Origin of the sequence: uncultured Nisaea sp. (genome assembly GCF_963974195.1) — a bacterium.
Classification (GTDB): Bacteria; Pseudomonadota; Alphaproteobacteria; order Thalassobaculales; family Thalassobaculaceae; genus Nisaea.
This window is the reverse complement of the sequence record NZ_CAXBDC010000001.1, coordinates 89,279-102,837: the sequence shown is the minus strand read 5'-3', so window position 1 is coordinate 102,837 and position 13,559 is coordinate 89,279. Positions and strand designations below refer to the sequence as shown.

The window sequence follows — 13,559 nt, the reverse complement described above, 5'->3', positions numbered from 1 at the left end:
ATTTCAGAGAAGAAGAATTTTCAGAATTATTCTTGACTGCCTGATCAAAGCTGAAAAGATGCCTGCAAGAGGCAGGGAGAATACGAGTGGCGACGATGGCTCAGCCAATGTCCGGTGCATCCGCTTGGGGTGATCCGGTACGGGTAACCAATGAGAGCGGGCGCGGGCCGGCGATCATTGTCTGCGAGCACGCCTCGAATTTTATTCCCCCCGAATTGAACGATCTCGGTCTTGGCGCGGATGTCTGCGAAAGCCACGTGGCCTGGGATCCCGGCGCTCTGGCGGTGGCATCGATTATTGCGACAACGCTGGATTGCCCGATGGTGGCCGCTTCTATCTCTCGGCTTGTTTATGACTGCAATCGTCCGCCGAGCGCCGCAAGCGCGATGCCGCCGGTCAGCGAAATCTTCCCGATTCCCGGTAATCAGAACCTTTCGGACGATGCACGGTCGGAGCGTGTGGAACGGGTCTATAATCCCTTTCATGCTGCGGTCGGCTCGGTGATCGAGAAACGTGTCGCGGCTGGTGTATCGCCCGCCATCGTCACCATTCATTCCTTTACACCGACCTATCACGGCGCCGGGCGGCCATTCGAAATCGGTATTCTGCACGACGAAGACACCCGGCTTGCCGATGCCATGCTCGACAGAGCCGGGGCTTTCGAAGGCCTGGATGTGCGGCGGAACGAGCCATACGGTCCGGAGGATGGGGTAACCCACACATTGCAGAAGCACGCGCTGCCGCGCGGCCTGCTCAATGTGATGATTGAAATCCGGAACGATGTGATCCGCCAGCCGTCGGAGCAGACGGCGATGGCACGAGTCTTCTCGGACGTGATCCGGGATGCGATCGGCTGCTGTACCGCTCCGGTCTCTCACAAGGCGCAAGAGGTCGGGGATGCCTAAAGCGATACGGCTTTATGTCAGGTATGTGGAGAAGGTGAACCGGGCTATCGGCCGGTGCGCGATGTATCTGATCTTCGCGATGCTGGGCGTGTTGCTCTATTCGTCCTTCTCGAAGACCGTCTTCCTGCCTGCGCACTGGACCCTTGAGACCGCCCAGTTCCTGATGGTGGCCTACTACCTTCTCGGCGGCAGCTATTCCATGCAGCTCGGTGATCATGTCCGGATGGATCTGCTGTACACCACCTGGAAGCCGCGCACCCGGTCCCTGGTCGACTCGGTTACCGTGCTGTTCCTGATCTTCTATCTCTGCCTGCTGCTTTATGGAGGCTATTCCTCGACCTCCTACGCGATTGAATATGGCGAGCAGAGCTATTCCGCCTGGGCGCCCTACATGGCGCCGGTGAAAGTCGTCATGACCTTCGGCGTCTTCATGATGCTGTTGCAGGCAGTGGCGACACTCTTCAAGGATATTGCCGCCGCACGCGGGGAGGAGCTCTGATGAGCTACGAGCTGATCGCCCTCCTGATGTTCTCCTCGATGATGCTGTTGCTCCTGACGGGGCAGCGGGTTTTCGGGGCCATCGGTTTCGTTGCTTCCGCCGCCGCCCTCCTGATGTGGGGCGATGGCGGCTCGGAAATGGCCTTCAGCGCGGCCATGAAGCTGATGAAATGGTATCCGCTGCTGACCCTGCCGCTGTTCGTCTATATGGGCTACATGCTGTCGGAATCGCGGATCGCCGACGATCTCTACCGGATGTTCCATGTCTGGATGGGGCCTTTGAATGGCGGTCTCGCCATCGGCACTATCCTGCTGATGGTCGCGGTCTCCGCCATGAACGGCCTCTCCGTCGCGGGCATGGCCATCGGCGCCAGCATCGCGCTGCCGGAACTGCTCCGGCGCGGCTATGACAAGATCATGGTGACGGGGGTGATCCAGGCGGGGAGTTCGCTTGGTATTCTGGTGCCTCCGAGTGTTGTGCTCGTGCTCTATGGCATGATCGCCCGCCAGCCGGTCAGCCAGCTCTGGCTCGCCGGTGCCCTTCCGGGTCTGATGATGGCCGGCATGTTCATCGCCTATATCGTCATTCGCTGCTGGTTTCAGCCCAACCTCGGTCCGTCCCTCAGCAAGGAAGAGCGCGAGGAGATCACCTGGGCGGAGAAGTTCCGGCTGTTGCAGGCGGGTATCCTGCCGCTGTTCATCTTCTTCTCCATGACCGGCCTGTTCCTGCTGGGCGTGACATCCCTGGTCGAGAGCGCTGCCGTTGGCGCCACCGCTGCCACGCTGGCCGCTTTGGTGAAGCGCCGTCTGACTGCACATGTCATGGAAGAAACCCTGCGCAAGACGCTCGGCATCAGCTGCATGTTCATGTGGATCATCCTGGCCGCACTCTGCTTCGGCTCGGTGTTCGACGGTCTGGGCGCGGTGAAAGCCATCGAGGGCTTCTTTATCGGCAAGCTCGGGCTTACCCCGTGGGAAGTCCTTATCCTGATGCAGCTCTCCTTCATCCTGATGGGTATGTTCCTGGACGACACCGCGATGCTGGTCATCGTCGCGCCGCTCTATGTGCCGCTGGTGAAGGTGCTGGGTTTCGATCTGGTCTGGTACGGCGTGCTCTACACGATCACCTGCCAGATCGCCTATATGACGCCGCCTTTTGGCTACAATCTCTTCCTGATGCGCGCCATGGCGCCGCCGGAGGTCACGCTGTCGGACATCTACCGGTCCATCGGCCCCTTCGTGCTGGTCATGACATTGGCGCTTATCTTGGTCATGATCTTCCCTGAGATCGCGCTTTGGTTGCCGAAGACCTTTTATGGTCGCTAGCAGCCGGGTGGCGATGCAAAAGAAAATAAAGTGGGGAAGGAAGGCGCGACGCGCCACAACAGGGAGATGCGACGGTTGGTTTCAGCCGATGCATCGGGGCAACGGGTTCAAATGAACCCCATCAAAGAGGGAAATTGGTGAGATGAAGAACAGACGCGATTTTCTGAAGACGGCTGCCGTCGCGACGGCGGGGGCCGGCGCCACGACACTGAGTGCGCCTTACGTTCAGGCCGCCACCAACAAGACCATCAAGTGGCGCCTGCAGACCTATGCAGGCCCGGCCCTTGCCGAGCATGTGATCAAGCCGTCCATCGACGCTTTCAACAAGGTCGCCAACGGCGAGATGGAAATCGAACTCTATTTCGCCGACCAGCTGGTCCCGACGGGCGAGCTGTTCCGGGCCATGCAGCGCGGCACCATCGACGCGGTGCAGAGCGATGACGATTCCATCGCGGCTCCGGTCGATATCTCGGTGTTCGGCGGCTATTTCCCGTTCGCCACCCGCTACAGCCTCGACGTGCCGGTGCTGTTCGAGCAGTACGGCCTGAAGGAGATCTGGGAAGAAGCCTATGGTGAGGTCGATGGCGTGACCTGGCTCAGCGCCGGCGCCTGGGACCCCTGCCACTTCAACACGGTCGATCCGATCAACAAGCTGGATGACCTTAAAGGCAAGCGGATCTTCACCTTCCCGACCGCTGGCAAGTTCCTGTCCCGCTTCGGCGTGGTGCCGGTCACCCTGCCGTGGGAAGACATCGAGGTCGCGGTGCAGACCGGTGAGCTCGACGGTATTGCCTGGTCCGGCATTACCGAGGATTACACCGTCGGCTGGGCGGATGTGACCAACTACTTCCTGACCAACAACATCTCTGGCGCCTGGTGTGGTTCCTACTTCGCCAATTCCGAACGCTGGGACGAACTGCCGGAGCATCTGAAAACCCTGTTCCGGCTCTGCATGGACAGCTCGCACTATTATCGCCAGCACTGGTACTGGGGCGGTGAAGCCAAGCTGCGTGTCAACGGCACCAAGCTGAAGCTGACCTCCATCGACGATGCCGAATGGAAGACGGTCGAGGATGAGGCCGAGAAGTTCTGGGAGGAAATCGCCGACCGGACTCCGCGCACGAAGAAGGTGGTCGAGATCTTCAAGCAATATGCGGCGGATATGAAAAAGGCCGGCAAGCCGTATCGCTATAGCTAAGACCTGACTCCCTTTTTGAGGGAGTTATGAATGCCGGCCGCCTGGCACCCTGAAACGGGGATCTGGCGGCCGGATTTCGTCCGGGCCGTTCAGGGCCGGACGCTGATAGATGACAGGCACCGGGATCATCCCCGAACACAGGAATGATGGGTTATCGGCATGGCAGGCAAACTCACCCTTGAGGAGCTGCGCGCGGCGGTCGCGAGCGGCGAAATTGACACAGTGCTCGCGGCGCAGATCGACATGCAGGGCCGGCTGATGGGCAAACGCTTCCATGCCGAGTTCTTCTGCGAAAGCGCCTACAAGGAGACCCACAGCTGCAACTATCTCCAGGCGACCGATATGGAGATGAACACGGTCGAGGGCTTCAAGGCGACGAGCTGGCAGGCGGGTTACGGCGACTACACGATGAAACCGGACCTTTCCACGCTGCGCCGCATTCCCTGGTTGGAAGGCACGGCGCTGGTGCTCTGCGACATGCTCGACCATCACACCCACGAGGAAGTGCCGCATTCCCCGCGCGCGATCCTGAAGAAGCAGGTGGCCCGGCTGGAAGCGATGGGCATGAAAGCCTTCATGGCGACCGAGCTGGAATTCTTCCTGTTCAAGCAGAGCTACGAGGAAGCGCACGCCCAGGGCTACCGCAATCTCGATGTCATCAGCCCCTATAACGAGGATTACCACATCTTCCAGACCACCAAGGAAGAGGGGGTGATGCGGGCCATCCGCAACGGTCTGAACGGCGCAGACATCCCGGTGGAAAATTCCAAGGGTGAGGCCGACGCGGGCCAGGAAGAGATCAATGTCCGTTATGCCGAGGCGCTCACCATGGCGGACCGGCATGTGCTGATCAAAAACGGTTGCAAGGAAATCGCCTGGGCCAAGGGGCATGCGATCAGCTTCCTCGCCAAGTGGCATTACGACTATGCGGGCAATTCCTCGCACGTTCACCAGTCGCTCTGGTCGCTCGACGGCACGCCGCTGTTCTTCGATCCGGATGCCAAATACGGCATGTCGGAGCTGATGCAGAACTATGTCGCCGGGCTGCTTGCCCATGCCGACGAGATCACCGGTTTCCTCGCGCCCTACATCAATTCCTACAAGCGCTTCGTGGCCGGCACCTTCGCGCCGACCAAGTCTGTCTGGTCCATGGATAACCGCACGGCCGGCTTCCGGGTCTGCGGTGATGGCACCAAGGCGGTGCGTGTCGAGTGCCGGATTGGCGGCGCCGATCTCAACCCCTATCTCGCCATGGCGGCCCTGCTTGCGGCGGGCATTGACGGGATCGAGAAGAAGATGGCACTGGAGCCGGAATTCAAGGGCGATGCCTATGGCGGAACGGATGTCCGCGAGATCCCGGCAACGCTGCGGGAAGCAACCACGGCGCTCGATGGATCCACAATGTTGCGGTCGGCCTTCGGCGACGAGGTGATCGACCATTATGTGCATGCTGCCCGGTGGGAGCAGATTGAATATGACCGCCGCGTCACTGACTGGGAAGTCAATCGCGGGTTTGAAAGGGCCTGACACTTCAATGACCAAGATGCTTCAGTGTATTTCGCCGATCGACGGATCCGTTTTCGCGGAACGTCCGGTGATCGAGCCGGCGGCGGCGCGCGAGATCCTCGCGGCGGCGCGGGACGCCCAGCGCGCATGGGCGGCACGGCCGCTGGCCGACCGGGTTGCGGTGGTCCGCGCCGGTGTTGCCCGGCTTGGCGAGATGCAGGCCGAGATGGTGCCGGAACTGGCCCACATGATGGGCCGCCCGGTGCGCTATGGCGGCGAATTCGGCGGCACAAACGAGCGTGCCTCCTATATGGCCGATATTGCCGAGACGGCGCTGGCGCCGATCGTGGTGGAGAACTCCGACAAGTTCGAGCGCCGCATCATGCGGGAGCCGCATGGCCTGGTCTTCGTCATCGCGCCCTGGAATTACCCCTACATGACGGCCATCAACACCGTTGCTCCGGCGCTGATCGCCGGTAACGCGGTGGCGCTGAAGCACGCGACGCAGACCCTGCTGGTCGGTGAGCGCATGGTCCGCGCTTTCGAGGAGGCGGGGTTGCCGAAGGGATTGTTCGTCAATCTCTTCCTCGATCACGGCACGACCGAGGCGCTGATCGGCACCCGCGAGTTCGATTTTATCAATTTCACCGGCTCCGTCGGGGGTGGCCGTGCCATCGAACGGGCGGCGGCGGGGACCTTTACCGGGCTCGGTCTGGAGCTTGGCGGCAAGGATCCGGGTTATGTGATGGAAGACGCCGATCTCGACGCGGCGGCGGATACGCTGATCGACGGCGCCATGTTCAATTCCGGCCAGTGCTGTTGCGGTATTGAGCGGATCTATGTGCATGAGAGCCTCTATGACGCTTTCATCGAGAAGGCCGTTGCCATTGTTTCCGGCTACAAGCTCGGCAACCCGATGGAAGAGGCAACGACGCTTGGACCGATGGCGCACAAGCGCTTCGCTGCTCTGGTGCGTGAGCAGACCAAGGAGGCTGTTGCCCTCGGTGCGACGCCGCTGATTGACCCGAAGCTGTTCCCGGAAGATGACGGCGGCGCCTATCTGATGCCGCAGATCCTGACAGGGGTTAGCCACGAGATGAGGGTGATGCGGGAAGAGAGCTTCGGGCCTGTTGTCGGCATCATGAAGGTCAAGGACGACGCGGAAGCGATCCGCCTGATGAACGACAGCGACTTCGGCCTGACCGCTTCGCTCTGGACGAAAGACACCGACCGGGCGGCGGCCATTGGCGCGCAGCTCGAGACCGGAAGCGTCTTCATGAACCGCGCCGACTATCTCGATCCCGGCCTGTGCTGGACCGGCTGCAAGGATACCGGCCGTGGCGGTGCGCTCTCCGTCATCGGTTTCCAGAACCTGACACGCCCGAAATCATACCATCTTAAGAAAGCCTGAATGCCATGAGCATCAAAGCCAACTGGAGCTACCCGACCGCGATCCGCTTCGGTGTCGGACGTATTGCCGAAATCGGCGAGGCCTGTGCCGCCGCCGGTATCAAGCGCCCGCTGCTGGTCACGGACAAGGGGCTGGCCAGCCTGCCGATCACCACGAAGACGCTCGATCTGATGGAGGCGGCCGGGCTTGGCCGCGCCATGTTCTCGGAAGTCGACCCGAACCCCAATGAGAAAAATCTCGAGGCCGGGATCAAGGTCTTCAAGGACGGCGATCATGACGGCGTCATCGCCTTTGGTGGCGGCTCCGGTCTCGATCTCGGCAAAATGGTCGCCTTCATGGCGGACCAGAAGGGCTCTGTCTGGGACTACGAGGATATCGGCGACTGGTGGACGCGTGCGGACGCCAGCAAGATCTATCCGAACGTCGCCGTGCCGACCACGGCGGGCACCGGCTCCGAAGTTGGCCGCGCCAGCGTGCTGACCAATTCGGAAACCCATGTGAAGAAGATCATCTTCCATCCGAAGGTGCTCCCCAGCGTGGTGATCTGCGATCCGGAACTGACCGTCGGTATGCCGAAACCGATCACGGCCGGCACCGGCATGGATGCTTTTGCCCACTGCCTCGAAGCCTTCTGCAGCCCGCACTATCACCCGATGAGCCAGGGCATCGCGCTCGAGGGCCTGCGGCTGGTGAAGGAGTATCTGCCGCGCGCCTATGCGGACGGCAGCGACCTTGAAGCCCGGGCCCATATGATGAGTGCGGCGGCCATGGGCGCGACCGCTTTCCAGAAGGGCCTCGGCGCCATCCACGCGCTGTCCCACCCGCTGGGCGCCGTCTACAATACCCATCACGGCACCACCAACGCCGTGGTCATGCCTCCGGTGCTGCGCTTCAATCGTCCGGCCATCGAGGACAGGCTGACCCAGGCATCGGCCTATCTTGGTATCTCCGGTGGCTTCGACGGTTTCTTCGACTACGTGCTGAAGCTGCGCGAGGACCTGGCGATCCCCGACAAGATGTCCGCCCTCGGCGTCGGCACCGACCGGATCGACGAGCTGGCAGCCATGGCCATCGATGACCCGAGCTGCGGCGGCAACCCGGTGGAGCTGACGGTCAAGAACCTGACGGAGCTGTTCAAGCAGTCGATCTGACGAATTGAACAAACATCCTTGAGCGTGAAGGCGGGTTTTGACCCGCCTTTTTCGTTTCCGGCGGCTCGTCTGCGAGGGGTTGTCTTTGGAAAATTGCGCGGATATGTAGAGTTCTCTCGATCATTCAGCGGGTAGAGCCAGTTTGCCGAGTTAACTGCCGGTCTCACCAGAACCACAATTTCCAGCGCGGCCCGTACTTGCGGTGCCGCTTATTTCGTCATGGAAGTTTCGTGTGATGGCGGTCGAGACCGGTTTGGCACGGCTGACCCGCGCCGGATTTTCCGGCCACCGCACCATCTTGTCCTAAAACCCGTTCTGTCACCGCGCCTGATCGGCACCTGTCGATACCGCTGCCCGGCGAGCTTCCCAGTGGGAAGAGCGAACCGGCATGTCCACTATTCTCAGGGCCATTTGGACCGTCACCCCGACGGTGGCCCCGCAGCCGCAGCTACATTGCAGGCGCTGCGGCGCGGTCTCGAATTTTGTTAGCAGCGGCAAAATCAGAGTGAACAGTAACGGCAAGAAACTCGATGCCTGGCTGATCTATAAGTGCGCAACGTGCGAGAGCACATGGAATCGGCCACTGCTTGAGCGCCGCCCGGTGAGCCTTCTGGAGCCGGCATATCTTCGGGCTCTGCAAGGCAACGACCAGGAACTGGCAGACAACATTGCGCTCGATATCGCCGATCTGAAACGCTGGGCCCCATGTGTCGCGGTGTTCGGTGGCACTCAGGTCAAAAAGCAAGTTGAAGAGGGTGGAAGTGGAGGCGAGGCGTTCGAGATCAGGCTCGTCGTGCGAAACCCCGTCGCAATGCGGCTCGACAGGTTTCTGGCCGAGGAATTCGGGATTGGACGTGCTCGGATACAGGCTCTCTACGATGCAGGAAAGCTCGTGATCGATCCAGGTGGGCCAAGAGTGCTGCGCCGTCCACTCCGGAATGGCACGCGGATCAGCGGGAGCAATATTCATCCCGGCCGGATAGCGGGCCGGCCGGATAGCGGGTAAGGATCCGAACGCACGACAAGGCCGGATATCAAGAGGAGATGTTGTCAGTAATCCTCGGTCAGCACCGTCAGAGGAACGGCAAGCGCTTTGGCTATCGCCTTGATCGTGCTGAGTGTTCCTTCGCGGGCGCCGCGCTCGATTTCGGAAAGATAGCTTTGGGAAATACCGGCGGCCTCCGCCAGTTCCTTCTGGGTCATGGAGCGGAATTCCCGCAGCACGCGAACGGGGCTTTCACGCGCTTCCAGCCGATCCCAGACCGCTTCCGGCAAGGCAATATCCTCGCCGCGTTCGATGGCGGCCATGGATTCCCGATAGATGCGCAAGGTTTCCGCATCCTCATCGAATTGGTTGGCGGCCATCAGGTCGAATTCTTCCTTGGAGAGGACGACCATTTGCTCGCCGGACGGTGAGGTGATGATTTGAACTTTGCTCATATCGACTAGCCCTACCGATAAATTTCGCGTCGATGCCCGGCACGCAGAATGGAAATTCCGGTGGCGCCATTGCTGAAGACGACACGATAATCACCAACCCTGAGTCGGAATACGGGCTCGCCCTGCATTGCAGTCACGTCGCCTTTTCCTGTCTCGGCATATTCGGAAATCTTGGACCGGAGCCGCTCTCGGATTTCCGGCGCCAGTTTCCTCATCTGCTTCAGCGCGGTGGCAGTGTACTGGACTTTGCTCATAACCGATATCGTTAAATGCGATTGGCGTTGTTGCCTGTATCGCTATTCGGGATATGAGAGGTTTTGAGGTGTTATTGGGAAGCCGGTCCCTGATTCACTTCCGGTGATGCAATATCCGACCGATGAAATTCAGCAGCAATTGCGCGGCCAGTGTCGTAGTGCTGCCGGAATGATCGTAATCCGGGGCGACCTCGACCAGATCCACGCCGACCACTGATCCGCGCCTGGTCAGTCCATCCAGCAGCTCCAACCCTTCGTAATAGGTGAAGCCGCCGTGGCTCGGGGTGCCGGTGCCGGGGGCGATGGAGGGATCGAAGCCGTCGATATCGATGGTGACGTAATAGCGTTTACCGGCCGGGATGCGCTCCAGCACACCCTCAATGCCAATGTTGCGGAGCTGGCGGACCGAAAGGATGTCCGAGCCCATGGCACGGGCATCTTCATAGCCCTCGCGCGCGGTCGAGGAGACGTTTCGGATGCCGATCTGGCTGAGGCCGGTGACGTAGGGGTTCTCTGCCGCCCGCCGCATCGGGTTGCCGTGGCCGCTTCGCACGCCGTGCCGCTCGTCAACGAAATCGAGATGGGCGTCGATCTGCACCAGATGGACTGGTTCCTCCTCGGAGAAGGCGTTGATGCAGGGAATGTTCACCGAGTGATCGCCGCCGAGAACGACCGGGATGGCTCCGGCCTTCAGGATCTTGCGCACGCCGAATTCGATATTGGCGTGGCTCTGTTCCGTATCAGTATGGATGATGTCCGCATCGCCCAGATCGACAATCCGCGTCGTCTCCGCGGGCAGGTAGGTGATGTCGTCCTCATGGTCGTAGGCGCCGCCATGGCCGAAGGAGAACAGGGTGGAAGCCTCCCGGATACCGCGCGGGCCGAAGCGGGCGCCGGGACGGAACTGGGTGCCGAAATCGAACGGTGCGCCGAGCACCGCGACATCCGCCTCGATGGTGTCCCAGTCCGGCTGGTAGGGATATTTGCCGAAGGTTGCGATGCCGACAAAAGGCAGGTTGAGGCGGCCCGTTTCGTATCCGTGCGATGACATGAGAGTATCCCGGCTGGTTGGAGGCGATGAGACGTGACGGTATTGCAGGCGATATTGCCGGGCGGTGCAATGATTACCCGGGGATTACCCGGGCACTGCGGCGTTTCGGGCGCCGTCGCCAAGTGTCTTGCTCATATAGAGTATCGTGCCGCCCATAAACGGCTCCCGCACCGTGGTGACATATCCAATCTTCTCGTAGAGCGTGACGTTTGTTTTGAAATCCGCATTTGTCAGCAGGGAGATTTTCGTCAGACCAGATCGTTCTGCTGTCTCTTCGGCATGCGCGAGAAGCCGGCGGCCCAGCCCCATTCCCTGACGTGCCGGAGAGACGGCGACATTTTCGATCCACAGATGATCGTCTCGCGTCATCGTCTCGATCAGCCCGGCGATCTCCCCAGCGATGCAAAGCAGGGCAAAATCATGCTCCCGTAAGGCTTGCTCATAGTCGACGCTCATCGGTTTTGGCTCGCGGCCTATAATCGGGACCCATTTCGCATAGGCGGCATGGACCAGCGCATAGATTGCCGGTACGTCTTCTGGCCGGGCCTTCCGGAAACTTGTTAAAATGTCTTCGGGCATCAGGTTCTCACAGACACGAAAATCCCGCCGACCGGGTGGCGGGCAGGGTGCAATGGTTTCTGGATAATGAATTGGTGGGGAGTGCCCAATTACCTTCGTCGTCGCGGATTCCACACGGCACACTGCTGGTTTGTGCAGCGTCGGCGTCGGGAGATGTGTGCGGCGAGGGCTGTTCTCATGACCTCATGATTATTGAGGCATTTGGCAATGTCAATTCCGGCACCTGTATTTGAGCGGAAGCGGTTTGGTTTTATGGCGCTATGGTCAGTACCGTCCCCAAGAGAGGACTCTGACCATGGCAAATATTCGGCCGGGCGGAGATGCGGCACATCTTCACCCATTCCGCTTTTCAATTGCCAAGTACGGGTAAAAAAGTCACATTCAGAATGACTTGACTAATATATGGGGACTTTGGTGGCAGCTCGAGCGCTGATACTACTGGTTTGTTTCCTTGTTTCGGCATGTGCCAACCTGCCGTTGGAAACCAGTGCGCGCGCCCAGTCGGAGCCGGCACCTCCGCCTGAACCCCGCTACTGCTACAAGACTATCGGTAAGGTTAATTGCTACAGTCAGCCTTTGGACGGCTCGGAAGCGAACCGTCTTGTCGGGTATGAAGGGCCGGCGCCGCGCCCGAATGCCGGTACCGGACCTCTTTCGCCGTAACGGCGTTCGTATCCCCAGATTAACGGAAAATTCCTTGAAACGGGTACTCCCGCCACTCCTCGCAGCATGCGCGTTCCTCAGTCTGTGTTCCGCTCCCTCTCTTGCAGCGGACAGCAAGCGTCAGACCTATGGCGAAGCCATGGACTGGTATCGCGCGCAGGCGGAAGCAGGCGATGCCAAGGCGCAGTTTTATTACGGACTGGCGCTGGAGCGCGGTGCGCAAGGCACGAAGGGCGAAGCGGACAAGGCACAGGCTGTCGAGCTGTACAAGAAGGCGGCCGAGGGAGGTTTCGCGCTCGCCCAGTATCGCCTCGGCGTGCTTTACCAGATCGGGCAGGGCGTCGACAGATCCCTTCCGCTGGCGCGCAAATGGTTCGGTGCGGCTGCCGAGGCAGGGCTGCGCGAAGCCGAGTTCAATTATGCGGTCATGCTGGAAACCGGCTCGGGCGGCAAGCGCGACCCGAAGGAAGCGGCGCGGCTTTATGAAATTTCCGCGGGCAAGGGCGTGCGTCAGGCTTTCCTGCCGCTCGGCATTCTTTATGCCCGGGGCGAAGGGGTGGATCAGGACCTCGTAGAGGCTCTGAAATGGCTCATTCTGGCCGAGCGCGCGGATGCCGAAGGTGTTGCGCCGGCCATGCGCGCGGTCCGTGGCGCGCTTGATGACAAGGGGCAGGCCGAAGCCCTGAAAGGTGCCGAAGCCTGGCGGATGACACTGCCGGAATAGGCCGCCACTTTCCAGGTTTTGACTTGTTGGCGCGCCCCGTTACGCTGTGGGCTGAATTTGCAGCATCGGGGTCAATTCCAATGATGAAATCCATTGCCGCCGCCTGTGTCGCCGCTGCTCTCGGTTGGGGCGCCGCACTCATCCCGCTGTCTGCGCATGCCGCCGACGAATCCCCTCCGGACAGGTTGACCGTACTGGACATGGTTCTGGGCACGGGCGCGATTGCGGCTGAGAACACTGCCGTAACGGTGCATTACACCGGCTGGCTGCTGGACGGAACCAAGTTCGATTCCAGCCATGACCGGAACCAGCCCTTTACCTTCACGCTCGGAGCCGGTCAGGTGATTCCCGGCTGGGACCAGGGCGTCATCGGCATGAAGGTCGGGGGCAAGCGCGAACTCACCATCCCGCCGCAACTGGCATATGGCACGCGCGGCGCAGGTAATGTGATTCCGCCGAATGCCGCCCTGCGGTTCGAAGTGGAACTGCTCTCGGTCGAGGCGGCAAAATTCCAGTCAATTGGCAATGCGGAGCTGAAGGCCTTGATGGAGCGCGGTGTTATCGTGCTCGATATCCGGCGGCCGGAGGAATGGGCGGAAACCGGAACCGTTCCCGGCGCACAGCGGCTGATGGCCTTCGGCAAGGACGGTCAGTTCGCACAATCATTTCCAAATGCCCTGGAAAAGCTGATCAAGCAGGATGACGAGGTGGTGCTGATCTGCCGTTCCGGCAGACGCTCCCTGGTATTGGCCCGGGCAATGACCGAGCAGGGCGGATATACGAAAGTTTATACCCACGAGACAGGCATGATTGGCTGGATCGAGGCCGGTAATCCGGTGGAGAAATGATGGCG

14 protein-coding genes are annotated in these 13,559 nt (G+C 60.6%); 10 read left to right on the top strand and 4 right to left on the bottom strand.

Annotation, left to right across the window (positions count from 1 at the left end; genetic code table 11):
* Positions 1 to 95 precede the first annotated feature (95 nt).
* The 8 genes from AAC126_RS00530 (at position 96) to AAC126_RS00495 (ending at position 9,001) form a co-directional block, all read left to right on the top strand.
* Entirely contained in the window at positions 96 to 905 is an 810-nt protein-coding gene (locus AAC126_RS00530; RefSeq protein ID WP_339848818.1) for an N-formylglutamate amidohydrolase, read from the top strand.
* Positions 898 to 1,404 carry a TRAP transporter small permease subunit gene (locus tag AAC126_RS00525; protein ID WP_339848769.1) on the top strand — a complete coding sequence of 169 codons (507 nt, stop codon included), beginning with the start codon at positions 898 to 900 and terminating at the stop codon, positions 1,402 to 1,404. Before AAC126_RS00530 ends, AAC126_RS00525 begins: the two co-directional genes overlap by 8 nt.
* Positions 1,404 to 2,729, top strand: a complete 1,326-nt coding sequence (locus tag AAC126_RS00520; protein ID WP_339848767.1) for a TRAP transporter large permease subunit — start codon at positions 1,404 to 1,406, stop codon at positions 2,727 to 2,729. The genes AAC126_RS00525 and AAC126_RS00520 overlap by 1 nt, the downstream gene beginning before the upstream one ends.
* A gap of 142 nt (positions 2,730 to 2,871) precedes the next feature.
* Positions 2,872 to 3,927 carry a TRAP transporter substrate-binding protein gene (locus AAC126_RS00515; RefSeq protein WP_339848765.1) on the top strand — a complete coding sequence of 352 codons (1,056 nt, stop codon included), beginning with the start codon at positions 2,872 to 2,874 and terminating at the stop codon, positions 3,925 to 3,927.
* Positions 3,928 to 4,086: 159 nt separating this feature from the next.
* A complete protein-coding gene (locus tag AAC126_RS00510; protein ID WP_339848763.1) occupies positions 4,087 to 5,454 on the top strand; it encodes a glutamine synthetase family protein in 1,368 nt (455 codons plus the stop codon).
* Positions 5,455 to 5,461: 7 nt separating this feature from the next.
* Positions 5,462 to 6,844: an aldehyde dehydrogenase family protein gene (locus AAC126_RS00505; protein ID WP_339848761.1), complete on the top strand. Its 1,383-nt coding sequence runs from the start codon at positions 5,462 to 5,464 to the stop codon at positions 6,842 to 6,844.
* 5 nt (positions 6,845 to 6,849) lie between these two features.
* Complete coding sequence (locus AAC126_RS00500; protein ID WP_339848758.1) at positions 6,850 to 7,995, top strand: iron-containing alcohol dehydrogenase; 1,146 nt, start codon at positions 6,850 to 6,852, stop codon at positions 7,993 to 7,995.
* A 505-nt stretch (positions 7,996 to 8,500) separates the two neighbouring features.
* Entirely contained in the window at positions 8,501 to 9,001 is a 501-nt protein-coding gene (locus AAC126_RS00495) for a DUF1062 domain-containing protein (RefSeq protein ID WP_339848755.1), read from the top strand.
* Positions 9,002 to 9,045: 44 nt separating this feature from the next.
* Here AAC126_RS00495 and AAC126_RS00490 read toward each other — a convergent pair whose 3' ends face one another.
* The 4 genes from AAC126_RS00490 to AAC126_RS00475 all read right to left on the bottom strand — a co-directional run bounded on the left by AAC126_RS00490 (position 9,046) and on the right by AAC126_RS00475 (position 11,319).
* Positions 9,046 to 9,435: a helix-turn-helix domain-containing protein gene (locus tag AAC126_RS00490; RefSeq protein WP_339848752.1), complete on the bottom strand. Its 390-nt coding sequence runs from the start codon at positions 9,433 to 9,435 to the stop codon at positions 9,046 to 9,048.
* A gap of 11 nt (positions 9,436 to 9,446) precedes the next feature.
* Positions 9,447 to 9,689, bottom strand: coding sequence for a type II toxin-antitoxin system RelE/ParE family toxin (locus AAC126_RS00485; RefSeq protein ID WP_339848749.1), 243 nt, complete (start codon positions 9,687 to 9,689; stop codon positions 9,447 to 9,449).
* 94 nt (positions 9,690 to 9,783) lie between these two features.
* The gene (gene speB / locus AAC126_RS00480) at positions 9,784 to 10,740 is read right to left on the bottom strand and encodes an agmatinase (protein ID WP_339848746.1); all 957 of its coding nucleotides are present in this window, start codon (positions 10,738 to 10,740) and stop codon (positions 9,784 to 9,786) included.
* A gap of 84 nt (positions 10,741 to 10,824) precedes the next feature.
* Complete coding sequence (locus AAC126_RS00475) at positions 10,825 to 11,319, bottom strand: GNAT family N-acetyltransferase (RefSeq protein ID WP_339848743.1); 495 nt, start codon at positions 11,317 to 11,319, stop codon at positions 10,825 to 10,827.
* 697 nt (positions 11,320 to 12,016) lie between these two features.
* On the opposite strand from AAC126_RS00475, the gene AAC126_RS00470 reads away from it, so the two are divergent.
* Both AAC126_RS00470 and AAC126_RS00465 read left to right on the top strand, forming a co-directional pair.
* Entirely contained in the window at positions 12,017 to 12,706 is a 690-nt protein-coding gene (locus AAC126_RS00470; protein WP_339848741.1) for a tetratricopeptide repeat protein, read from the top strand.
* A gap of 80 nt (positions 12,707 to 12,786) precedes the next feature.
* Complete coding sequence (locus tag AAC126_RS00465; RefSeq protein WP_339848738.1) at positions 12,787 to 13,554, top strand: FKBP-type peptidyl-prolyl cis-trans isomerase; 768 nt, start codon at positions 12,787 to 12,789, stop codon at positions 13,552 to 13,554.
* Positions 13,555 to 13,559 lie beyond the last annotated feature (5 nt).